The sequence below is a fragment of the Pseudomonas sp. Leaf129 genome, assembly GCF_001423465.1.
Classification (GTDB): domain Bacteria; phylum Pseudomonadota; class Gammaproteobacteria; order Pseudomonadales; family Pseudomonadaceae; genus Aquipseudomonas; species Aquipseudomonas coleopterorum.
The window spans coordinates 352,389-372,966 of record NZ_LMOC01000007.1 but is presented as its reverse complement, the minus strand read 5'-3'; the positions used below and the strand labels follow the sequence as shown (position 1 = coordinate 372,966).

At 63.8% G+C, this 20,578-nt stretch carries 23 protein-coding genes; 12 read left to right on the top strand and 11 right to left on the bottom strand.

Annotated features, from left to right (window positions below; genetic code table 11):
- The first annotated feature begins 9 nt into the window (after window positions 1–9).
- Window positions 10–474 (top strand): hypothetical protein, encoded by a 465-nt coding sequence (locus tag ASF66_RS13320; RefSeq protein WP_056844173.1) that lies wholly within the window; start codon window positions 10–12, stop codon window positions 472–474.
- Here ASF66_RS13320 and ASF66_RS13315 read toward each other — a convergent pair whose 3' ends face one another.
- The 4 genes from ASF66_RS13315 to ASF66_RS13300 are packed head-to-tail and all read right to left on the bottom strand — an operon-like array spanning window position 475 to window position 5,200.
- Window positions 475–1,335 carry an efflux RND transporter periplasmic adaptor subunit gene (locus ASF66_RS13315; RefSeq protein ID WP_056844172.1) on the bottom strand — a complete coding sequence of 287 codons (861 nt, stop codon included), beginning with the start codon at window positions 1,333–1,335 and terminating at the stop codon, window positions 475–477.
- A 10-nt stretch (window positions 1,336–1,345) separates the two neighbouring features.
- A complete protein-coding gene (locus tag ASF66_RS13310; protein WP_049861247.1) occupies window positions 1,346–1,546 on the bottom strand; it encodes a DUF1656 domain-containing protein in 201 nt (66 codons plus the stop codon).
- Entirely contained in the window at window positions 1,536–3,701 is a 2,166-nt protein-coding gene (locus ASF66_RS13305) for an FUSC family protein (protein WP_056844171.1), read from the bottom strand. The genes ASF66_RS13310 and ASF66_RS13305 overlap by 11 nt, the downstream gene beginning before the upstream one ends.
- Window positions 3,698–5,200 (bottom strand): efflux transporter outer membrane subunit, encoded by a 1,503-nt coding sequence (locus ASF66_RS13300; protein ID WP_056844170.1) that lies wholly within the window; start codon window positions 5,198–5,200, stop codon window positions 3,698–3,700. The genes ASF66_RS13305 and ASF66_RS13300 overlap by 4 nt, the downstream gene beginning before the upstream one ends.
- A 177-nt stretch (window positions 5,201–5,377) precedes the next feature.
- Between ASF66_RS13300 and ASF66_RS13295 the strand changes: the two genes are divergently transcribed.
- Window positions 5,378–6,325: a LysR family transcriptional regulator gene (locus tag ASF66_RS13295; RefSeq protein WP_049861244.1), complete on the top strand. Its 948-nt coding sequence runs from the start codon at window positions 5,378–5,380 to the stop codon at window positions 6,323–6,325.
- Window positions 6,326–6,395: 70 nt separating this feature from the next.
- Window positions 6,396–7,370: a 2-hydroxyacid dehydrogenase gene (locus tag ASF66_RS13290; protein ID WP_056844169.1), complete on the top strand. Its 975-nt coding sequence runs from the start codon at window positions 6,396–6,398 to the stop codon at window positions 7,368–7,370.
- Here ASF66_RS13290 and ASF66_RS13285 read toward each other — a convergent pair.
- Complete coding sequence (locus tag ASF66_RS13285; protein ID WP_056844294.1) at window positions 7,360–8,307, bottom strand: DMT family transporter; 948 nt, start codon at window positions 8,305–8,307, stop codon at window positions 7,360–7,362. The two genes, ASF66_RS13290 and ASF66_RS13285, sit on opposite strands and share 11 nt — an antisense overlap.
- A 134-nt stretch (window positions 8,308–8,441) precedes the next feature.
- Here ASF66_RS13285 and ASF66_RS13280 point away from each other — a divergent pair, with 134 nt between their 5' ends.
- Complete coding sequence (locus ASF66_RS13280; protein ID WP_056844293.1) at window positions 8,442–9,314, top strand: helix-turn-helix domain-containing protein; 873 nt, start codon at window positions 8,442–8,444, stop codon at window positions 9,312–9,314.
- 35 nt (window positions 9,315–9,349) lie between these two features.
- On the opposite strand, the gene ASF66_RS13275 is transcribed toward ASF66_RS13280, so the two are convergent.
- From ASF66_RS13275 to ASF66_RS13265, 3 genes are read right to left on the bottom strand one after another with little or no spacing between them, the layout of a single operon-like run.
- Window positions 9,350–9,676 (bottom strand): DUF3325 domain-containing protein, encoded by a 327-nt coding sequence (locus ASF66_RS13275; protein WP_056844168.1) that lies wholly within the window; start codon window positions 9,674–9,676, stop codon window positions 9,350–9,352.
- Entirely contained in the window at window positions 9,676–11,256 is a 1,581-nt protein-coding gene (locus ASF66_RS13270) for a PepSY-associated TM helix domain-containing protein (RefSeq protein ID WP_056844167.1), read from the bottom strand. The genes ASF66_RS13275 and ASF66_RS13270 overlap by 1 nt, the downstream gene beginning before the upstream one ends.
- Window positions 11,253–11,558, bottom strand: a complete 306-nt coding sequence (locus ASF66_RS13265) for a DUF3649 domain-containing protein (RefSeq protein ID WP_056844166.1) — start codon at window positions 11,556–11,558, stop codon at window positions 11,253–11,255. The genes ASF66_RS13270 and ASF66_RS13265 overlap by 4 nt, the downstream gene beginning before the upstream one ends.
- Window positions 11,559–11,778: 220 nt before the next feature.
- On the opposite strand from ASF66_RS13265, the gene ASF66_RS13260 reads away from it, so the two are divergent.
- The 5 genes from ASF66_RS13260 to ASF66_RS13240 all read left to right on the top strand — a co-directional run bounded on the left by ASF66_RS13260 (window position 11,779) and on the right by ASF66_RS13240 (window position 16,907).
- Window positions 11,779–12,273, top strand: coding sequence for a sigma-70 family RNA polymerase sigma factor (locus ASF66_RS13260; protein ID WP_056844292.1), 495 nt, complete (start codon window positions 11,779–11,781; stop codon window positions 12,271–12,273).
- Window positions 12,274–12,314: 41 nt separating this feature from the next.
- Window positions 12,315–13,223, top strand: a complete 909-nt coding sequence (locus ASF66_RS13255) for a FecR domain-containing protein (RefSeq protein WP_236707107.1) — start codon at window positions 12,315–12,317, stop codon at window positions 13,221–13,223.
- A 105-nt stretch (window positions 13,224–13,328) separates the two neighbouring features.
- Window positions 13,329–15,689: a TonB-dependent Fe(3+) dicitrate receptor FecA gene (fecA, locus tag ASF66_RS13250; RefSeq protein WP_056844164.1), complete on the top strand. Its 2,361-nt coding sequence runs from the start codon at window positions 13,329–13,331 to the stop codon at window positions 15,687–15,689.
- Between the two features lie 252 nt (window positions 15,690–15,941).
- The gene (locus ASF66_RS13245) at window positions 15,942–16,352 is read left to right on the top strand and encodes an HPF/RaiA family ribosome-associated protein (protein ID WP_056844163.1); all 411 of its coding nucleotides are present in this window, start codon (window positions 15,942–15,944) and stop codon (window positions 16,350–16,352) included.
- A 219-nt stretch (window positions 16,353–16,571) separates the two neighbouring features.
- Complete coding sequence (locus tag ASF66_RS13240) at window positions 16,572–16,907, top strand: DUF3509 domain-containing protein (RefSeq protein ID WP_056844162.1); 336 nt, start codon at window positions 16,572–16,574, stop codon at window positions 16,905–16,907.
- A gap of 16 nt (window positions 16,908–16,923) precedes the next feature.
- Here the strand turns inward: ASF66_RS13240 and ASF66_RS13235 are convergent, their stop codons facing one another.
- Window positions 16,924–17,364, bottom strand: a complete 441-nt coding sequence (locus ASF66_RS13235) for a phosphate-starvation-inducible protein PsiE (protein ID WP_049861235.1) — start codon at window positions 17,362–17,364, stop codon at window positions 16,924–16,926.
- Window positions 17,365–17,590: 226 nt separating this feature from the next.
- Here ASF66_RS13235 and ASF66_RS13230 point away from each other — a divergent pair, with 226 nt between their 5' ends.
- Entirely contained in the window at window positions 17,591–17,866 is a 276-nt protein-coding gene (locus ASF66_RS13230) for a YebG family protein (RefSeq protein WP_049861234.1), read from the top strand.
- Between the two features lie 3 nt (window positions 17,867–17,869).
- Here ASF66_RS13230 and ASF66_RS13225 read toward each other — a convergent pair whose 3' ends face one another.
- Window positions 17,870–18,322: a flavodoxin gene (locus tag ASF66_RS13225; RefSeq protein ID WP_056844161.1), complete on the bottom strand. Its 453-nt coding sequence runs from the start codon at window positions 18,320–18,322 to the stop codon at window positions 17,870–17,872.
- 135 nt (window positions 18,323–18,457) lie between these two features.
- Between ASF66_RS13225 and ASF66_RS13220 the strand changes: the two genes are divergently transcribed.
- A complete protein-coding gene (locus tag ASF66_RS13220) occupies window positions 18,458–18,925 on the top strand; it encodes a PAS domain-containing protein (protein WP_056844160.1) in 468 nt (155 codons plus the stop codon).
- Window positions 18,926–18,982: 57 nt separating this feature from the next.
- Window positions 18,983–19,588: a PilZ domain-containing protein gene (locus ASF66_RS13215; protein ID WP_056844159.1), complete on the top strand. Its 606-nt coding sequence runs from the start codon at window positions 18,983–18,985 to the stop codon at window positions 19,586–19,588.
- 11 nt (window positions 19,589–19,599) lie between these two features.
- On the opposite strand, the gene ASF66_RS13210 is transcribed toward ASF66_RS13215, so the two are convergent.
- Window positions 19,600–20,547: a MerR family transcriptional regulator gene (locus ASF66_RS13210; protein ID WP_056844158.1), complete on the bottom strand. Its 948-nt coding sequence runs from the start codon at window positions 20,545–20,547 to the stop codon at window positions 19,600–19,602.
- Between the last annotated feature and the right edge of the window lie 31 nt (window positions 20,548–20,578).

Here is a 20,578-nt window from a genome sequence, read left to right as displayed (position 1 = left end):
CTGGCAGTCATGTTAATCGGCATCTTTCTGATCATTTCCTGGGTCATCCTGCTGATCCGTTATCCCTCCAAGGCGCTGCCGATCTCCGGCGCCGCCGTGTTCGCCCTGGCATTGCTCGCGCTGTGGGTCATCATGAGCGACACGCGCGAAGCCCATCGCCTGGCCCGGCTGGAAATGCGCATCACCTTCGATCCGCAAGGCTGCCCCGCCGACCGTCCGTTGCGCCTGAACCTGAACAATGGCAACAGCGTCCCCATGGTCGAGCTGCAATGGCAGATCGCGGCCTACTCTCCTGGGCAGACCGTCAACCTGGCAGAAAACCTCTACACCGCTCCCCGCTACCGTGGCCCTGGTGAGCTGCAGGCCGGTGCCGATTGGCAGGACTGCCTGCCACTGCCACCCTTGCGGCCCGGCTACCGTCCGCAGACCCTGGAATTTCGAGCCGAACGCCTCCAGGGCAGCTTCTCTCAATAATCAGGGCGCAGCGGGCGTGACGATCACCGTGCACGTCGTGCCAGCCGCCAGCAGCATGCCGTCGGGTACCGGGTCGAGCTGGATGCGCACCGGCACTCGCTGGGCCAGACGCACCCAGTTGAAGGTCGGGTTGACGTCGGCGATCAGCTCGCGGCTCTGCGGGTTGTCGCGGTCATAGATGCCGCGCGAGATGCTTTCCACGTGGCCGGTGAGGGTTTCACCGCTCATCATCTGCAACTGCGCTGGATCCCCCACGTGCACGTGGGGCAGCTTGGTTTCCTCGAAGAAGCCGTAGACCCAGAACGAATGCTCGTCGACCACGGCGAGCTTCGCTTCGCCCACCCGCGCATAGTCGCCGACATGGACGTTGAGGTTGGTGACGTAGCCATCCACGGTGGCAAGCACGCGGGTGCGATCCAGGTTCAGCTGCGCCGCCTCCAGGCGCGCCTCGGCCTGTTGATAGTCGGCCAGGGCCGAGGCCGCGACGTTGCTGGCGTCTTCGCGGCTTTCCTTGGAGATCACCAGTTCATCCAGGTCGGCACGACGGCTGGCATTGACCTTGCGCATTTCCCAGGCAGCCTTGCGCGACGCCACCAGCGCCTGGGCCTGCTTGACCGCCAGACGGTAGTGGGCCGGGTCGATCTGCAGCAGCACGTCGCCCTTGTGCACGCGCTGGTTGTCGCGCACCGGCACTGCCGTGACGTAGCCCGATACATCGGCGGCGACGTTGATGATGTCCGCACGCACACGCCCGTCACGAGTCCAGGGCGTCTGCATGTAGTGCACCCATAGCTGCCGACCGATGAAGATCGCCAGCCCCAGCACCAACAGGGTGGCCAACAGACTGAAAAACTTTTTCATTGCGCGGTTCTCAACGGTAGACAGTCAGCGCCATGGCGCCGAACAGACAGACGAACAGGCTCAGGCGCAGCAGCGCCGGGTGCCAGAAGAAACGGTACAGATCCAGGCTGGCGAACAGCCGATCGAAGGCCCAGGCGATACCGGCGGCGACCACGAACAACAGGGTCATGGTCGGCATGTACAGGCCATGGAAAGCGATTTCACGGGGCATGGTCGTCTCCTGGAGCGGCCAGTTCGGCGAGTGGCGATTGCGGGTCCAGCAACGAACTGCGGATGAAGTGCAGGTAGCTCTGGACCCGGCGCAGTGCCGAGGTGTCGAAATGTCGGGCGAAGGGTTCATCGGTGTTCCTGACCAGGTGAATGGCCTGTTCGACGGCCGCCATGGCCCGTTGCAGATTGCCCTCCTGGGGCTGGATGAACAGGCGCATCAGCGCGCGCCCCATGACCCGGATCGACTGCCGCCAGGGCTGCCAGGGGGCATAGGCCGGATGCACCGGCAAGCGCTCCTGCTCGCGGCGCAGTTCGATGATCGCGTGCCCCACCTCCATGACCACGAACATCCAGCGCAGCAGGTCGCGCTGCACCTGTGGCTGTCCGGCTGCCAAACCGTACGCCTGGTGCAGCAGGTCGCGGCTGCGGCTCTCGAAGGCCGAACCTAGGCCGCGCAGCTTGCCGCTGATGGCGAACACCACCAGGGAGCGCAGGTCCTGCTCCAGGCGCCGCCACATCCAGCGACTATTGGGCGGCAGGATGATCGCCCCGGCGGCGGCGCAGAACAGCATGCCCACAACCATGCCGATGTAGTCGTTGATGAACGCATACGGATCGTATTGGGTCAGGTTGCCGGGCACCGAGCCCATGGAGAAGAAGATCAGCAGGCCCAGCCCGTAACCGACGAAGCGCGGCCGCGAGGCAAGAAAGGCGCCTAGCGTCAGCACTGGCGCAAGCGTCAGGCACAGCAGCGCGAAACCGTCGATCCAGGGCAATACGAAGAAGGTCGTGTAAAAGCCGACCAGCGCCCCGAGCAAGGTGCCGCAAGCCATCTGAAACGACATCCGCCGCGGGTTTGGCGAGGCGGCCGACAAGCCGACGGTGGCGGCGGCGACCAGGGTCATGGTCGCCCCGCTGGGCCAGGCCGTGGCGATCCAATAGCTGCCCAGCAGCAGCAACACCACCGCACCGCGGATGCCGGCGGCGGCACTGGCCAGCCAGTTGGTCTGTGAACGATACGGCTCGTCCCAGCGCTCGCGGGCATGCCGATGCTCGACCAGCGAGGCGTGAGTCTGGGCATAGCTGTGCAGCTCTTCGACAAAACGATAGAGCAACTCGAACGCGGTATGGAAATCCAGCAGGTCTTCATCGTCCGGGCCGTTGTGTTCGAACACCTCGCGCAGGCTGCGCACCTGGGCCGGCAGCGCGTCCTTGTACAAGGCCATGCGCTGAGCCAGGCGCGCTGCATCGGCGTCGGTCAGGGCCTGCCCGGAAAAATCGTCCAGTACCTGCGCCAGTGCCTGCAATGCCGGCTCGATGGCGGTCACGACGTCACCATGGCCGCGCGCGCGGATACGTTCGAGCAACTGGTGCAGCGCATTGAAACGGGTGGTCACGGCCATGAATTCGCTGTTCAGACGGCTGACCCGACCGTTGCGCCGACGCATGTGCGGGTCTTCGAAGGCGGTCACGCTGCGCAGGCTCTCCAGGCCCACGGCCTCGGCGATGAAGCGCACGTTGCCGGCTTCGAACTGCTCACGGGCGCTGTGCCCGCGCAGGCCGTCGGTGACGAATCGAGCGAAGACGGCAAAGCGCTGATACAAGGCATTGCGCATTGACGCGCTGGCCGACTGTGGAAAAATCGCCGCGCTGACCGCTGTGGAAACCAGAATGCCCAGGGCAATCTCCAGCACCCGCCAGACTGCTGCCATGAAGGCGTCGTCCGGGTGGGCCAGCGCCGGTAGACCGACCATCGCCGCCGTGTACCCAGCCAGGACGAAGCCGTAGGCGCGGAAATTGCGGCAGCGCATGGCGCCGGTGGAGCACAGGCCCACCCACAGCGCCAGGCTGGGCAGGAACAGCTCGGTGTTCTGGGCGAACAGGGCGATCAATACCACCGTGACCGCCGAGCCCGCGACGGTGCCCAGCAGACGGTAGAAACTCTTCGCGAAGACATGCCCGCTTTGCAGTTGCATGACGATGAACACGGTGATCATCGCCGTGCGCGGTTGCGGCAGCTCCAGGCGCATGGCCAGCCACAGTGTGGTGAACGCGGCCAGCAACACCTTGAAGATGTAGATCCAGGTGACGCCATCACTGCGCGCCCACTCGAAGAAACCTCGGCGCCATTGCAGGCGGCCCAGCCAGGTGATCATCGATCGATCACCGCCAATGGTTTGGGTGCGTGCAGACGTTCGGCATCAGGGGCGTCGGCACCTGCCCCCAGGCCGCCGCCCAATGCCGTGACCAATTGTGCATGAACCGCCAGTCGCGCGGCCTGCACCTGCTGCTCGACCTGTTTCTGGCGCAACAGCAGGGTCTGGGCGTTGAGCACCTCAAGATAGCCGGTCAGGCCCCGCTGATAAGCGATCAGGGCAATGTCGTAGCTGTGCTGCGCTGCGGCCACCGATTCGTCAGCGAAGACCTGTTGCTTGTCCATCGAGGCACGACGGATCAGTTGATCGGAGATTTGCCTGAGCGCTTCCACTAGGGTCTGGTTGTAGCGCGCCACGGCCAGATCGTAGCCGGCCGAGGCGTCGCTCAGCTGCGCGCGCAACCGACCGCCATCGAAGATCGGCAGGCTCAGGGCGGGCCCGACGTTGTAGGCCAGCTTGCGTCCGGCCAGAAATTCGAGCATGCCGCCGCCGGTGGCCAGGTAGCTCAGGCTGCCGACCAGGTCCACGTTGGGATAGAAGCCGGCATGAACGACTTCAATACCCCGAGCGTTCGCGGCCACCGCCCAGCGACTGGCGACCACGTCCGGCCGCTGGCCCAGCAATTGCGCCGGCAGCGTGGACGGCAGGCCGAGCGGGGCCTGCAGGGACAGGCTCGGGCGCTGGAGTTGGCTGCCCTGCCCCGGCCCTTTGCCTGCCAGGGCCGCCAGTTGATTTTGCGCCAGGGCAATATCTTCGTCCAGGGCATCGACCTGCCGATGTGTCTCGGGTAACAGGGCCTCGGCCTGGCTGACTTCCAGGTGCGTCCCGAGGCCACCGTGCAGGCGCCGCTGCGCCAGTTCCAGGATCTGCTCCTGCTGCGCCAGCGTGCGCTGCACGATGTCGCGCTGGGCGTAGTGCAACGACAGCTGGATGTACACCTGCACCACGTTGTTGACCAATTCCAACTGCGCCTGGCGCGCCTGGGCGGCGCTCATGTGAGCCAGGTCGAGGGCCTGCTCGCTGGCGCTGCGTTCGCGCCCCCACAGGTCCAGGGCATAGGTGAAGCCCAGGCCGGCATTGTTGTCCCAGGTGGTCTGCCCGGACAGATCGCCCGGCCCGTAGAAAGGATCAGCCGGCCAGTTGTGGCGTTTCAGCGCGGCGCTGGCGTCGATGTGTAGCGACTCGGCGGACTCCGCCACACCCGCCAGCGCCTTGGCCTGGCGCACCCGTGCCGCGGCGATGGCCATGCTCGGACTGCCCAGCAAGGCCAGGTTGACCCAATCATCGAGTTGCCGGTCGCCATAGGTGCGCCACCATTGGCTCTGCGGCCATTGCGCGTCCTGGGCGGCGGTTTGAATGGCGGCATCGGTGGCCAGCGTATCGGCCGATAGCGCTTCGCTGCGAGGGGCGATACCGGCGGTGCCGATGCAGCCGGTCAAGGCCAGGGTAAAGGTCCAGACACTGAGGATTTTCAGCTCTTCGATGAGGCGGCGGGGCACTGCGGCGATTTCCGGGAGAGGTCGAACTGCGGAGGGGTCTGGACCGGCATTCTAGGGCCGCTTCGGGGCGCCGATAAGCTGGATTTCCTGCGATTCTTTATTACCGAACCGGTGATAATCCTTCTGTATAATTGTGGCTTCATGCGACAATTTGTCCGTCGAACCAGAGACCGAATCATGGACACCTTGCAAAACATGCGTGCGTTCACCTGCGTGGCCGAAGCGGGCAGTTTCACCGCCGCCGCCGCACAACTGGACACCACCACCGCCAACGTATCGCGCGCGGTGTCCAACCTCGAAGCACACCTGCAAACCCGCCTGCTCAACCGCACGACCCGGCGCATCGCGCTGACCGAAGCCGGCAAACGCTACCTGGTGCGCTGCGAGCAGATCCTGACCTATGTCGCGGAAGCCGAAGCCGAAGCCAGCGACGCCCATGCACGGCCTTCGGGGCAGTTGAAAGTGCACACCATGACCGGCATCGGCCAGCACTTCGTGATCGACGCCATCGCGCGCTACCGGCGCACTCATCCGGACGTGACCTTCGACCTGACCCTGGCCAACCGCGTGCCCGACCTGCTCGACGAAGGCTATGACGTGTCCATCGTCCTGGCCAGCGAGCTGCCAGACTCCGGGTTCGTGTCGCAACGCCTGGGCATCACCTACAGCATCGTCTGCGCCTCTCCCGAATACGTGAAGGCGAACGGCTCGGCGCGCACGCCCGGCGATCTGCGCGAACATGCCTGTCTGCGCCTGGTGAGCCCGGTGGTGCAGCTGGAAAAGTGGCTGTTCCAGGGTCCCGACGGCCAGGAGATGGTCAACATCAGCAACGCGCCGTTCCAGGTCAATTCGGCCGACGCCATGAAGACCGCCATCAGCAGTGGCATGGGCGTGGGCGTATTGCCCATCTACGCGGCCATCGACGGCCTGCGCAACGGCACCCTGGTGCGCATGCTGCCCGAGTACCGCCTGCAGGAGCTGAACCTGTACGCCATCTACCCGTCCCGGCAATACCTGGACGCGAAGATCAAGACCTGGGTGGAATACCTGCGCGGTTCGCTGCCCGACATCCTCGCGGCGCACGATGCCGACCTGCAGACCTTCGACCTGCAGATCGCCAACTGACGCGGGATTGTTTCTGCTCGATCGGGAATGTTAGCGTGCTCACATTCACCTCCCGACGAGCACAACCCCAATGAAAAAAACCGTCCTCGCGTTCAGCCGCATTTCCCCCGCCATGGTCGAGCGGCTCGAAGCCCATTTCGACGTCATCGTGCCCAACCCCAAGGCGGGTGACATCGCCGCGCAATTCAACGAAGCCCTGCCCAAGGCCCATGGCCTGATCGGCGCCGGTCGGCCGCTGGGCCGCAAGCAACTGGCCGATGCCGCCCTGCTCGAAGTGGTCTCCAGCGTTTCGGTGGGTTACGACAACTACGACGTCGGCTACTTCAACGAACGCGGCATCATGCTCACCAATACGCCCGACGTGCTGACCCAGAGCACGGCCGACCTGGCCTTCGCGCTGATCATGAGCAGCGCGCGGCGCGTGGCCGAACTGGATGCGTGGACCAAGGCCGGCAACTGGAAAGCCAGTGTCGGTGCCGACCAGTTCGGCACCGATGTGTACGGCAAGACCCTGGGCATCGTCGGCCTGGGCAATATCGGCGCCGCCGTGGCGCGCCGCGGCCACCTTGGCTTCGACATGCCTATCCTGTACAGCGGCAACAGTCGCAAGCCCGAACTCGAACAAGAGCTGGGCGCGCAGTTTCGCAGCCTCGAGCAACTGCTGGCCGAAGCCGATTTCGTCTGCCTGGTGGTGCCGCTCAGCGACAAGACCCGGCACATGATCGGCACGGCCGAGCTGGCGCAGATGAAGAAGAGTGCCATTCTGGTGAACATCTCTCGCGGACCGGTGGTCGACGAAGCGGCACTGGTGCAAGCCCTGCGCGACGGCACCCTGCGCGGCGCCGGCCTGGATGTCTACGAGAAGGAACCCCTGGCCGAATCGCCCTTGTTCAAGCTGGGCAACGTCGTGACGCTGCCGCACATCGGCTCGGCCACGGCGCAGACTCGCGACGCCATGGCCAACCGAGCCATTGACAACCTGACCGCCGCCTTGCTCGGCAAGCGCCCTCAGGACCTGGTTAATCCGCAGACCCTCAAGGGCTAGTCCGCACCCGCACCTGGGTACCGTGAACCTGAGCGTCCTGCGTCGCCATCGGCGCAGGCGTCGCAGGTCTGCTGCCCTTGCGGAACACCAGCACGTTGCCCAGCATCACCAGCACCAGCCCGCCGAGCGCCTGCGCGGTCCACTGATACCCTTCCGCATACGCCGAGACATTCAACGCCACCACGGGGAACAGCACCGTGCAATAGGCCGCGCGGTCGGCGCCCATGCGCCCTACCAGGGTCAGGTAGGCCGTGAAGCCGATCACCGAACCGGGTATCACCAGGTACAGCAGCGAGCCAACGTAGCGCAGGCTCCACTCCATGCCGAAGGGCGTACCTCGCAGCAGACAATAGCCGGTGAGCAGCAGAGCGCCATACAGCATGCCCCAGGCGTTGGTGGTCAAGGGCCGCAGCCCGGCTTTCTGCTGCACGCTGGAGAGCATGTTGCCCGCCGAGAAACATAGCGTACCCAACAGCCCCAACCCGAGGCCAAGCAAGGTCTGCGGGCTGGCGTCGTGAGCCGAGAGCTCGGGCCAGAACAACAGACCCAGACCGAGAAAGCCCAAAGCCCCTGCACCGATGACGTTAGGGGTGATCCGCTGGCCGAAAAAGATCCGCGCGTTGAGCGCATTCCACAAGCTGGCCGTGGAAAACACCACCGCCAGCAGCCCAGTGGGGATCCATTGGCTGGCGGTGAGAAAACACATGAAGTTCACGCAGAACAGGCACAGCCCCTGCGCCACGCAGATGAGATGGCCACGGCGGTTCATCACTTGCAGCCGCCGCGTGGCCAGCAGGATCGCGAACAGCACCAGCGCGGCCAGGCCGAAGCGGTAGACGATGGACACGGGAATCTCGACCACGCCCAGTTGCAGCTTGAGCGCAATCCAGGTCGTTCCCCAGATCAAGACGGTAAGCAGATACAGCGAAAGATTCATGGCGATGCCCTCCTGGGTCAGAGGCGCATTGTCCGAGCGGCGGCCGCTGACGGCTTGCACAAACTTGCGCTTTTTCCGTCACCGTACTGGCGGCCCGTGCGCGACGCAGTACCATGGGCACGGGGGTATCGATCATGACGGCTTTGCTGAACCTGCAAGTGTTTCAGGCGCTACACAACTCGCGCCACGCGCGCCTCGAGCACAGCGCCGAGCTGGGCGATTCGATGGTGGCCGCGTTGTGGCGCAACCATCACGACGCCCAGGAATATCAGGCGCCGACCCATCACACCTTGTCCTGCTACATCGGCGGCGGCACGGGCACCTTTCGCCGCGATCGACCGTGGGAAAAAGGCGCGCCCGGCAAGCAGTGCATACTGCCCGCCGGACATGAGTCGGCGTGGGTCATCAACGGCGACATTCGTCTCGCCCACCTGTATTTCAGCGCAGAACAGTTCGCGCTGGGCTGCGTGACCCTGCTGGACCGCGAACCGCGGGAAATGCAACTGCGGGAAAACACGTTCCTGGAAGATCCGGCGCAGGCGCAGCGTTTTGCACGCTTGATCGCGCTCAACTGGACCGAGCCGGGCGAGCGTGTGCTGACCAGCACCTTGGCCCATGAAATGCTCGCCCATGCCCTGCTCAGCCAAGTGTCCGCGCGTCCGCAACTGCGGCTCAAGGGTGGACTTGCACCTCATCAGCGGCGCCTGCTGCGTGACTTCATCGAAGCGCAGTTGGCCGAGCCACTGAGCCTGGGCCAGCTGGCGGCCTTGTGCAGCCTGTCCGAATACCACTTCGCGCGGATGTTTCGTACCAGCTTCGGCTTGCCACCGCACCAGTACGTACTGGCTCGACGGATCGCTCGTGCCCGCTCGCTGCTGCGCCAGACGCAGCTGCCATTGGGTGAGGTGGGGCTGGCCTGTGGCTTCGCCAGTGCCAGCCACTTCAGCAACCGATTTCGCCAGGCAGGCGGAGTGTCGCCGGGCGAGTATCGCTTGGCCTTTACCTGACGGCAGCGCTAAAACGCAGTGTCGAACAGCGGACGCTACCAGCGCGCAACAGCCGCCAGCAGCCCCAGCAAAAGGCCCGCCGCTGCCAGTACCAGCGCCCAACGTGGCCGGTACGGCAGCAACCACACCAGAAACACCGCGCTGCCCATCAACACCGCCGTCCAGCGCACCAGCCCCATCGCCCAGCCAGCGCTGAGCACTGAGACCCACAGCGACAGAGCCAGCAGCGCCCAACCCGCGACCCGCAGCTGCACCTTGCGCGACGGGCTGGGCCGACGCCCGAGCATTTCCTGGTGATGGCGCTCCATGGCCAGGCACAAGGCACTGAAACCGGCATAGCTGAGCAGGCCTGCTGCCAACATCAGTGCACCTCGCTGGGCGTGGACGCACGCGTACGGGCCGCGCGTGCGATCGGCAATGCTGCCAGGGCTGTGCGACGCCGGATCTTCATGACCACCCAGGCCAGCACCAGACCGCACCCCAAGGCACTGAGATCGACGCCGGCCAGCACCCAGTCGCCCGCAGCGATGGACGTCGGCAGACCATGCTCGGTGGTCAGCAGGCTCAACAACGGCAACCCTGCCAAGGCAATGGCCGCCACACCCAATTGCTCGATCCAGGCCTTGCTGCCACTGCGCACGGCAGCATGCACGATGCTCAGCAACCAAACGATGAAAAAGCTGTCGACTTCGATACCGGCACGGTCCGGATAGGTCGCCGGTAGCAGCCGGTTGGCCCACAGGAAACCAGTGACCGCCAACACCAGTCCCGCCATGCCGGCGACGTTCAACACCTCGACCAGGCGCAGCTCGAAGGGCCGCACACCGCTGCGGGCGTGCTTGAGCTGACGCTTGCCCAACCACATGACCAGGCCCGTGCCGATCAGCAACGTACTGCCCAGGCCGCAGAAGAAATACAGCCAGCGCAACACAGGCCCAGCGAACAGGCCCATGTGCAGGCCGTAGAACGTGCCCGCCACCACCATCGGTGTGGCGCTGTCGCGCGGCAGTTCAAGTACCGCGCCCGTGGAGCCGGCGAAGGTGATCGCCGCGCCCGCGTCACGGCTCACGGTATCACCCTCATGACGGCTGAATTGGACCTGGGCATTGGCATCGCCCGGCAGTTGCACCGCGACGCGGCCAATCCTGCCTCCAGGCCATTGTTGCAGCGCACGCTCGTACAGCACGCCCAGATCCACCAGCGGCGCGGGCTGCCCGGCGGCGGCGACCCGCTGGTTGCCGGGATAGATTTCGTTGAAGAACGCCTGGGTATCGCCATCGTAGCGGCTGACGATGCTCGCTGGCATGAGCATGGTCATGAAGATCACCAGGCTGCTGTAGGTGATCATCAGGTGAAAGGGCAGCACCAGCACGCCGACTGCGTTGTGCCCGTCGAGCCAGGAGCGCGCGCCCTTGCCGGGGCGAAAGGTGAAGAACTCCTTGAAGATCTTCTTGTGGGTGATGATCCCGGTGACCAGCGTCACCAGCATGACCATCGCCGCCAGGCTGCTCAGCCAGCGCCCCCAGGGGTAGCCCATCTGCAGTTGGTAGTGGAAGCGGTAGAAGAAGTCGCCGCCGCGGCTGTCGCGTGCCTCGACGCGCTGGCCGGTCTGCGGATCCAGGGTGTGACGGGTGAAGGCACCGCGCCCGCTCTTGTTCGGATCCTGCCACATGACCGAGAGCGCGGGCTCGCGGGCATCCGGCAGGCTGATGAACCAGCGTGGCGACTGCCCGGCGTTGGCCTGCAGGTAGGCCTGCGCCTGCGCCAGGCTGGTACGGGCATCGACCGCTCGCACCGGCACTTCGGGCTGGGCCCAGTGGCTGATCTCGTCCTTGAAATAGGACAGGGTTCCGGTGAGGAAAATGGCGAACAGCAGCCAGCCGAACACCAGCCCCGCCCAGGTATGCAGCCACGCCATCGCCTGGCGAAAGCCCTCTCTCACGGCAGATGCTGCCAGTGCACAAGCGCTGCCAGCGCGGCCAGGACGAGACCTGGCTTGGCCAGGCCGATCCAGGCCCGGCTGGCGCTGTGCGAGGCGAAGCACCAGAGCACGGCCACCAGGTACACCAGGAACGACAGCATCATGGCACTGACCACGGCTTCGCCGCGCGCCATGGGCAACAGCCAGGCGATGCACACGCTCGCCAGGGCCGCCAGGACATAGCCGCCAAAGACGGCAGCCAAGACACGGGAGGCCACGGCCCAACGATACGAGGTCGACACCCCACCGATTCTGCTTCTCATGAATGACCTTCGAACGTACGGATGCATCGCGCAATCGCGCTGATAATAATGATAAATATTCTCATGTGCAAAGCTCGCTGGCATTTATCGTGCAATGCAACGCTTTTCCAGGCCCGTGCAGTGCGTGCTAGCTTGCCCAACTACCGGCACATCCGTAAGATACGAACAATTCTTATTCTGCTGCGCACCCCATGGCGCCGGAGTGTTCGCGGTGACCGCTGTGACTTCCCCTGCCTCGCAATCGGTCGAGGGCCTCTACCTCGTACATCGCCGCTGGCTGACCGAATGGCTGCGCAGCCGCCTGGGCTGTCCGGACAATGCCGCCGACCTTGCCCAGGACACCTTCATGCGCCTGTTGAGTGCGCGTGAAGTCACGCCCATCCGCGAGCCCCGCGCCTTTCTCACCACGGTCGCCAAGCGTGTGCTGTTCAATCACTACCGCCGTCAGGATCTGGAGCGTGCCTATCTGGAAGCCCTGAGCCAGATGCCCGAGCCGCTCGCGCCCAGCGAAGAGCACCGAGCGATCATCCTGCAGACCCTGCTGGAGCTGGATGCGCTCCTCGATGGCCTGCCGGTGCTGGTCAAGCGCGCCTTTCTGCTGGCGCAGGTCGATGGCCTGGGCTACCAGGACATCGCCGACGAACTCGGCATTTCCCTGGCCACGGTCAAGCGCTACCTGCACAAGGCAGCCATGCGCTGCTACTTCGCACTGTGAACGAGGCGCGCACGTTTTCCCCACACGTGGCCGAGCAGGCCGTGCAATGGTGGCTCGAACTGCAGGAGGGGGCGCTCGACCCACGCCAGCAGCAGGCGTGGCAGCGATGGCTGCACGCCGACGGCGAACACCGCCGCGCCTGGGAGCACATCCAAAAGGTCAATCAACAATTTGCCGGCCTGCCCGGTCCCTTGGCGCAGGCCACCGTGGGCTCGCCCTACTCGCCAGGCCGTCGGCGCGCACTCAAGACGCTCCTCCTGCTCGGGATGGCTGGGGCAACCACCTTGGCCCTGCGTCAACAGCATTGGCTGCCGCCGCTGGTGGCCGACTATCGCAGCCCGCTGGGCCAGCGTCGCCAGTTGCAGTTGGACGACGGCAGCCGAATCAACCTCAACACCACCAGTGCGGTGGACGTACGCTTCGACGCAGGTCAGCGCCTGATCCGCCTGCTCGAAGGCGAAATCATGCTCACCGCAGGGGCCGATGCACGGCCCTTGCGCATCAGCACCGATCAAGGGCTGGTGACCGCTGACCGCGCGCAGGTCAACGTTCGCCAGTTGCCGGGCAGCACCCAGGTGCAGGCTTTGCGGGGTGCGGTTGCCATTGAGCCCACAGGGTTGCAGGGCGGTCCGCTGCGCCTGGCCGGCGGCCAGCAGGTCGAGTTCGATCGCCAGCGTTTCACTGCCGCGCGGCCGCTGGACGCCAACAGCGGTGCGTGGGTCGACGGCATGCTGATCGCCGCACACATGCGCCTGGGCGACTTCCTGGCCGAAGTGGGCCGCTATCGCCGTGGCCAACTGGACTGCGACACGTTGGTGGCCAACCTGTTGCTGTCGGGCAGTTTCCCCCTGGGCGACACCGAGAAGATTCTCGATTCGCTGGAGGCCGCATTGCCGGTGAAAGTCCGCCGTTTCACCCGCTATTGGGTCACGGTGCAAGCCCGCGTCTAGTCACCCGTACGTTGCCGAAAGTTTTTTACATCTTTCTTGAGCCGTTTTGCCTTGCTCGCGTGACAGACAGGGTAACTCTCCCTACATCCTGCCTGGAAACGCCGCATGTCCAACCTGCCCACCCCGCTCGCCCGCGCCCTGCGCTGCCTGTTGCTCGGCACTGCCGTGAGCGTAGCTCAACTGCCGCACGCCGTGGCCGCCGATGGCACCACTCGCGAGTACCAGATCGCGCCCGCCTCGGTCGAAAGCGCAGTCACCCAGTTCGGCCGTCAGGCCGGCGTGCTGATTTCGTTCGGCTCGACCACCCTGGCAGACCAGCCCAGCCCTGGCCTGCAAGGCGCGTACACCGTGGAACAGGGACTGGCGGTGTTGCTCGAAGGCACGGGCTTGCAGGCGCGCGCTCTGGGTGACGGTGCCTACAGCCTGGAGCCTGCCTCGCTGGCACAACCCGGCAGTCCCGGTGCCGCCGTCGAGCTGGGCGCCTCGAGCGTAGTGGGCGACTGGCTCGGCGCCGCCGAGCAGACCAACGTCTTCGAACACCCCGGCGCGCGCGACGTGGTGCGCCGCGAAGACTTCGAACGCACCGGTGCCACCAGCGCCCGTGAGGTTCTCAACCGCATACCGGGGGTCAACGCGCCGCAGAACAACGGCACGGGCAGCCATGACATGGCGATGAACTTCGGCATCCGTGGACTCAACCCACGGCTGGCGACCCGCTCCACGGTGTTGATGGACGGCATCCCGGTGCCGTTTGCGCCCTATGGCCAGCCGCAGCTGTCGTTCGCACCGGTCAGCATGGGCAACATGGACGCCGTCGACGTGGTCCGCGGTGGCGGCGCCGTGCGCTATGGCCCGCAGAACGTCGGTGGCATCGTCAACTTCGTGACCCGTGCCATTCCCGATGCTCCGACCGTGAAAGGCGGGTTCCAGACCCAGGTCAGCCCCTCGTCGAGCCAGGACGGCTTGAAGACCACGGGCAACCTGCTGGCAGGTGGCACCGCCGACAACGGCCTGGGCGGCGCCGTGCTCTACTCCGGCGTGCGCGGCAGTGACTGGCGCGAACACAGCGATACCCAGATCGACGACCTGATCCTCAAGGGCAAGTACCAGATCGACGAAGCCAACAGCCTCAATGCCGAAGCCCAGTACTACGAAGGTGAAGCCGACATGCCCGGCGGCCTCAGCGCGGCCGACTACAAGGCCGACCCTTACCAGTCGACCCGACGCTACGACAAGTTCTGGGGCCGCCGCACCATGGTCAACTTCGGCTATCGCTATCAGGAAGATCGCCGCGAGTTCACCGCCAACACCTTCTTCACCAAAACCCTGCGCAGTGGCTACCTGGACCAGGGCAATTTCCTCTCGCTGTCGCCTCGCGAATATTGGGTACGGGGTGTGGAAACACGCTTCTCGCAAGGCTTCGATCTGGGCCAGACCCAGCACGAGATGAGCGTTGGCTACCGCTACATCAGCGAGGCGGGCCACGAGTTGCGCTACCGCACACCGATCAGCGCCAACCAGCAACTGCCGAGCACCGACAGCCGCAACGACCGCGACACCCGCGGCGGCACCCAGGCTCACGCCCTCTACATCGACGATCGTATCGACATCGGCCGCTGGACGTTCACACCGGGTATCCGCTACGAGATGATCGACTCGCAGCAGACCAACAACCTGAGCAACGTCAAATACCAGGGCGACTACACCACCGCCCTGCCGGCGCTGAACGTGCTCTACCACGTCAACGAAAACTGGAACCTGTACGCCAACACCGAAGGCTCGTTCGGCAGCGTGCAATACAGCCAGATGCCCAACCGCGTGACCGGCGGCGAAGTGAAACCGGAAAAAGCCCGCACCTGGGAGCTGGGGACACGCTACGACAACGGCAACCTGCGTGCGGAAATCGGCGCATTCCTGATCAACTTCGATAACCAGTACGACAGCAACCAGACCAACGACACCGTGATCGCGCGTGGCGAAACCCGGCATCAGGGCATCGAGACCAGCATCAATTACGCCCTGGACGACTTGAGCCCGGCCCTGGCCGGCTTCGACGTCCACGCCAGCTATGCGTTCGTGGATGCGACCATCCGCGAAGATGGGCCGAACAAGGGTAACCGCGTACCGTTTTCCTCACGCCACAAGGGCACCCTGGGCGTTGGTTACACCCAGGGCCCCTGGAAGCTCGACCTGGACAGCACCTACCAGAGCAGCCAGTTCGCCGACAACGCCAACACCCAGGCCGAAAGCGCCGATGGCAGCACCGGACGCATTCCCGGCTACATGCTCTTCAGCACCCGCGCCGGCTACGATTTCGGGCCGCAGCTGTCCGACCTCAACGTGGCGGTGGGTGTGAAGAACATCTTCAACCACCAGTACTACACCCGCTCCTTCGACGACAACAACAAGGGCAAATACGTGGGTGAGCCGCGCACGGTCTACGTGCAGACCTCGGTCGCCTTCTAGGGTCTGTGCCTAAGGCCGTCGGCCAGCCCCTGCTGCAGGTGCATCCCCTGCGGCAGCGGGACGCGGGCCGTGTCCGCAGGACCAGAAATATCAGGCTTCGCACTTATTTCATGAAAAGTTCGGAAAAGTTACTGAATATTTATCTTCATCAAGGGGTTGAATTGTTTCTTCAACTCCCTGACCTTGTACTTCAAGAGGCGATGATAATCAGTCATCGAATCTCAAGCGAGAAAGCCGAATAAGGGATGAACTATGCAGATCCAGGTCAATAGCGATAACCATATTCAAGGCGACGCCCGCCTGCAGGAGTGGGTACGCACCGTAGTGGAAGGCGCAGTCGAGCATTACCAGGAAGACCTCACCCGCGTGGAGGTCCATCTGGCCGACGAAAATGGCCAGAAATCCGGTCCTGACGACATGCGCTGCCAGATGGAAGCACGGCCAAAGGGGCATCAGCCCATCTCCGTGACCCACAAGGCAGAAACGCTGGAGCTGGCGATCGACGGCGCTGCCGAGAAGCTCAGCCATGCCTTGGAGCATTTGTTCGGCAGGCTGCGCAATAAGCGTGCAGCCAACACGCAGACCATTCCCGACGGCCCGAACGAGGCGCTGCTCGAAGAGGAGTTTCTGGAAAACGAGCAGGTGCTCAACAGCAAGTCCTGAGTCCTGCCCTACGAAAAAAGGCGAGCCACGAGCTCGCCTTTTTTATTGCCTGTAAATAAGTTTCACGATCCGGGCACGGCGATTGCTACATCGCATGGCAGCGAAGTAAAGAGCGGTTACATATAGCAAAGGATGAAGTATGAAGCCGACCAGCGGTCTGGAACCAGCAACTAATCGTCCAGTCCATTAACAAAGTTCGACTATGACAGGTAGTACCTCATGGATAATCCATTCCAAGCCCTGAGCGACGCGTTCCAGCCCGAATACCGCGTCAACTTGAGCATCCAGCGCCTGGATGGCAGCATCATGCTGACTCTGTCCAACGAGCGAGGTGTCGCTGCCAAGCGGATGATCACCGCCGAACAGCGCAACGACCCCAAGCGCATGCGCCGCTTGATCGAAAGCATCAAGTTCGGCATGGCCATCGAGCAAGGCGGCAGCGCCATGCAGATGCTGGCGGCAATGACCGATGCCGGCAACGTCGACAAGCTGGGCAGCAAGCCGGCCCTTCACGCTGCGACCGCTCAGGCCGCACCGGTGTCCGCCAGCCTCTGATAGGCCGGTGTTCGGCCTAGCTGTCCGATTTCTCTTTCACCGACGGATAGCGCGACGACGCGTAGCGCACCACCAGGATGGCGAACGCCAGGAGCAGGATTCCGCCGCACAGGTAGATGATGCCCACATCCGGTGCGTTATGGTGCGAGACATCGCCGATCAGCAGGCGTGTCAGCGCGGTGATGGCCACATACAGCAGAAAGCGGATAGGCATGTGGTTGGTCTTGAAATAGATCCCCACCATCGCACCCAGCTCCAGGTAGATGAACAGCAGCAGGATGTCATCCACGCTTACACTGCCCTTCTCCACCATTCCCAGAAAAGCACTGACGGCTGCCCAAGCGGTGATGGCACCGATCCCGAACAGTGCCAGGTAGTGGAAAGACTCCACGCACAGATTGCCCAGCGAATCGGCCTGAGCGTGCAGGCTCCCTCGAAGCTTTTCAGCCCATTTCATTGCCTGTGTTCCTTATGCGAACCGATTGAGAGCGGCGGCCGAGCGCCTATGCTCGTTTAGCGCATGCAGCATAAGGGCCAGCCCCGGCTGATGAGAAGCAGCCACACTGTCGCAGGGCACCTCGTCGGCACGGCTGTTCAAGCGTAGAGATTTGCCTTATGCTTGGCACTGTATAAACGAACAGTAGTTGTACTGAACCAAATTCCCTAGGCATATGAGGTGGTCAATGGCCGTCGAAGTGGTATACCGCAGCAGCCGAGATCTGGAGCGCCTGTTTATGGACAAAGCTGAAGCCGATCGTCACGACAAAATGCTCGAGCTGGCCGAGCTGCTCGCAGACGTCCTGAAGAAAGCCGTGCCGTCGCTCGACGACAAGCAGGTCGAAGACGCCGGGATCTACATGGCGAAAAACCGCGACATTTTCGCCAAGGCGTTCAAGAGTCAGCCCGATGCATTGAACGAGCTGCTCACGGCCACGGCCGACAGTGCCGAGCAGGACTGATGGTCAGCTGCGCAGTGCTTCCACGAACTGCGCCAGCCAGGGTTCTGCGTCGGCTTCCGGGTTGACGGTTTCGCTGGCGTCCAGGCGCAGCATGCCCTGCACTTCATGGATGCCCAGTTCGGCGAACAGCTCGCGCATCTGCTCGCCACCGCCGCAATAAAGGTCGTAGCTGGAGTCGCCCAGTGCAATGACGCCACCGGGCAATCCGCGCAATGCCGCCGGCAGCTCGTCGCGCAACTGTGCGTACAGCGACATGATGTTGTCCGGCAGTTCCCCCATTCCAGTGGTTGACGTCACCGCCAGCAGCGCCTGGGGTGCGAACGTCAGAATCTCCTGCACAGTGGCCCTGGGGTTGTGCCAGGCTTGGATATCCTGTCGCTTGAGCAGCTGTTCGGCATGCCGGGCGACGTCCTCGGCCGCGCCATAGACCGAACCGCTGAGGATGGCAACTTTCATGATGACTGTCTCGAACCATTCAAAGGCATGATCTTAACAGCCCGTTCACGCATTGAAAGGCAAGATCTGACGTGCTCGGACCCCTCCCGCGGCCCGTATGAATTAGACTAGGCTGTACGGTAGGGAACCTCTCACATGATCAATGCAAAGCTGCTGCAACGGGTGATCGATGCGTCGAACGACGGCATCGTCGTCGCCGAACAGGAAGGCGAGGACAATATCCTCATCTACGTCAATCCGGCCTTCGAACGCATGACCGGCTATAGCTCGCTGGAAATGCTCTACCAGGACTGCCGGTTGTTGCAGGGTGACGATCGTGACCAGCCGGCCCGTCGGCGCGTGCGCGAGGCGATCGATCAGGGCGTAGCGTGCCGCGAGGTGCTGCGCAACCATCGCAAGGACGGCAGCTGTTTCTGGAATGAGCTGTCGATCACGCCGGTCCATAACGAAAGCGACCAACTGATGTACTACATCGGGATCCAGAAGGATGTCAGCCGCGAGGTCGCGGCGCAGCAGCGTATCGTCGAACTGGAACAGCAGGTCGCAGCGCTGCAACGACGCGTCGCCGAGCTCGAACCCTCTACCCCCTCGACTCAAGCGTGACGACGATGAACATTTTTCGAGGCTGCATCGAATCCTCCTTCACCGCGAGCGTGCGCCATGCCGCCTGATGTATTGCTGACCCAGGACGAGCTGGATTTCCTGCGGGCCATGCAGGCCAATCCGCAGCTCAACGTGCGCGATACCCTTCTCAATGTTTCGGTGAAGGGTGGGCCGCAGGTGCGCGAGCTGCTGATGCGCCTGGCCTCCCATGAGCAGGTCACCATCGAGGCGCATCTGGAGAATCAGCAGATCAGCTTTCCGTTGCAGATCGTGGAGGACGATTTCCAGGCGGCCCATCTGGAACTGGGGGCGCCGAGTATCTATGAAGACGGGCCGATGCTGCGTCCATGGCGGTTGAGTCTGACCCAACCCATCGTGCTGCGCGATGGCGAAGGACATGACAGCGACTTCTGGGTTCGCGACATTTCCTTCAAGGGCGCCCTGCTCGAGGCCCGCCATGGGGCCAAGGCGCCGGCCAGGTTCCAGCTGTGGTTCACGCCTGAAGGCTACGCGCCGATTCCGTTGCGCGGCTCGATGATTCGCGAAACCGAGCACGGCCTGTTCGCCTACCGCCTCAGCCAGAGCGACGCCCGGGCGATCGAATCACTGCGTCAGTTCATCCTGCAGCAGCACCGTCTGGTGCATCCGCAACTTCATAGCTGACGCCGATCCAATCAGCTGTCCAGATGGCCCGCCAGGTACTGCTGCAGACGCCGCTGCATCAGGCGTCCATCGCTGCCCAGACACACGATTTCCGGAGACTGAAGGCTTTCCTGGACCGTCTCGGACAGCTCACCGGCCAATAGCAGCGGGCAACTCAAAGCGTTGTTCAATCGCTTCAACTGCCGGATCAGCGCCGGCACCGGCGGGCGGTTGGAGAACAGCACGAGCGCCTGTGGGGCGAGCTTTTCGCAGACCAGGCTCAGCTCTTCGAGCGGCTGGCCCAAGCCCAGCAACTGCACGTCCACTTGCGGTCCGCCCAACAGCAGGCCGGTCACCTGAAGCTCGAGTTCGCGGCAATGATCGGGTATGGCCACCAGCACCACGCGGCTGTCCTGTCCTTGATCGGCAGTCAGGCGCAGGCGTTGCAGCGTGCGCGCACGCAGGAATGTATCGAGGAAGATCCATTCACTGGCCTGGCCGAAGTGGCCCTGGTGCACGAGCAGTTCCTGCCATACCGGCATGAGCACCTGCTCGAAGGCCACGGCCAGTGGGTAACTGGAGAACACCTGACCGTAGACCTGATCGAGCCTGGGTTCGGCGAATTCGCGCACGCATTGGCGGACCCGTTCCTGCCACTGCTGCCATTCACCCTGCTCGTCGCCGGCGCTGTGCGGTGGTGATTCGGTCTGCTGGGTACGAGCGAGGATCTTGCCGACCTTGCTCACCGCCACCCCGCGCTCGATCCAGCCCAGGATGCTGCGCACCTCCTCGATATCGGCCAAGGAGTACAAACGGTGCCCGCTTTCAGTGCGGGTTGGCTGCACCAGGCCATAGCGACGCTCCCAGGCACGCAACGTGACGGGATTGATCCCGGTCAGTCGCGCCACCTCGCGAATGGGGTACAGCTCGTCCAGCGCTGCATCTTGCACGCCAGGCAATCGGGTGCCGGATTCGCTCATTGCTAGTCAACCGCTGCCAGGAACAGGAATC

What these genes read in the sequence shown, in the direction of transcription:
- ASF66_RS13320 (WP_056844173.1), top strand. Translation starts at nt 10, where the DNA reads ATGTTAATCGGCATCTTTCTGATCATTTCCTGGGTCATCCTGCTGATC.
- ASF66_RS13315 (WP_056844172.1), bottom strand. Translation starts at nt 1,335, where the DNA reads ATGAAAAAGTTTTTCAGTCTGTTGGCCACCCTGTTGGTGCTGGGGCTG.
- ASF66_RS13310 (WP_049861247.1), bottom strand. Translation starts at nt 1,546, where the DNA reads ATGCCCCGTGAAATCGCTTTCCATGGCCTGTACATGCCGACCATGACC.
- ASF66_RS13305 (WP_056844171.1), bottom strand. Translation starts at nt 3,701, where the DNA reads ATGATCACCTGGCTGGGCCGCCTGCAATGGCGCCGAGGTTTCTTCGAG.
- ASF66_RS13295 (WP_049861244.1), top strand. Translation starts at nt 5,378, where the DNA reads ATGGACACCTTGCAAAACATGCGTGCGTTCACCTGCGTGGCCGAAGCG.
- ASF66_RS13290 (WP_056844169.1), top strand. Translation starts at nt 6,396, where the DNA reads ATGAAAAAAACCGTCCTCGCGTTCAGCCGCATTTCCCCCGCCATGGTC.
- ASF66_RS13285 (WP_056844294.1), bottom strand. Translation starts at nt 8,307, where the DNA reads ATGAATCTTTCGCTGTATCTGCTTACCGTCTTGATCTGGGGAACGACC.
- ASF66_RS13280 (WP_056844293.1), top strand. Translation starts at nt 8,442, where the DNA reads ATGACGGCTTTGCTGAACCTGCAAGTGTTTCAGGCGCTACACAACTCG.
- ASF66_RS13275 (WP_056844168.1), bottom strand. Translation starts at nt 9,676, where the DNA reads ATGTTGGCAGCAGGCCTGCTCAGCTATGCCGGTTTCAGTGCCTTGTGC.
- ASF66_RS13265 (WP_056844166.1), bottom strand. Translation starts at nt 11,558, where the DNA reads ATGAGAAGCAGAATCGGTGGGGTGTCGACCTCGTATCGTTGGGCCGTG.
- fecA (WP_056844164.1), top strand. Translation starts at nt 13,329, where the DNA reads ATGTCCAACCTGCCCACCCCGCTCGCCCGCGCCCTGCGCTGCCTGTTG.
- ASF66_RS13245 (WP_056844163.1), top strand. Translation starts at nt 15,942, where the DNA reads ATGCAGATCCAGGTCAATAGCGATAACCATATTCAAGGCGACGCCCGC.
- ASF66_RS13240 (WP_056844162.1), top strand. Translation starts at nt 16,572, where the DNA reads ATGGATAATCCATTCCAAGCCCTGAGCGACGCGTTCCAGCCCGAATAC.
- ASF66_RS13235 (WP_049861235.1), bottom strand. Translation starts at nt 17,364, where the DNA reads ATGAAATGGGCTGAAAAGCTTCGAGGGAGCCTGCACGCTCAGGCCGAT.
- ASF66_RS13230 (WP_049861234.1), top strand. Translation starts at nt 17,591, where the DNA reads ATGGCCGTCGAAGTGGTATACCGCAGCAGCCGAGATCTGGAGCGCCTG.
- ASF66_RS13225 (WP_056844161.1), bottom strand. Translation starts at nt 18,322, where the DNA reads ATGAAAGTTGCCATCCTCAGCGGTTCGGTCTATGGCGCGGCCGAGGAC.
- ASF66_RS13220 (WP_056844160.1), top strand. Translation starts at nt 18,458, where the DNA reads ATGATCAATGCAAAGCTGCTGCAACGGGTGATCGATGCGTCGAACGAC.
- ASF66_RS13215 (WP_056844159.1), top strand. Translation starts at nt 18,983, where the DNA reads ATGCCGCCTGATGTATTGCTGACCCAGGACGAGCTGGATTTCCTGCGG.
- ASF66_RS13210 (WP_056844158.1), bottom strand. Translation starts at nt 20,547, where the DNA reads ATGAGCGAATCCGGCACCCGATTGCCTGGCGTGCAAGATGCAGCGCTG.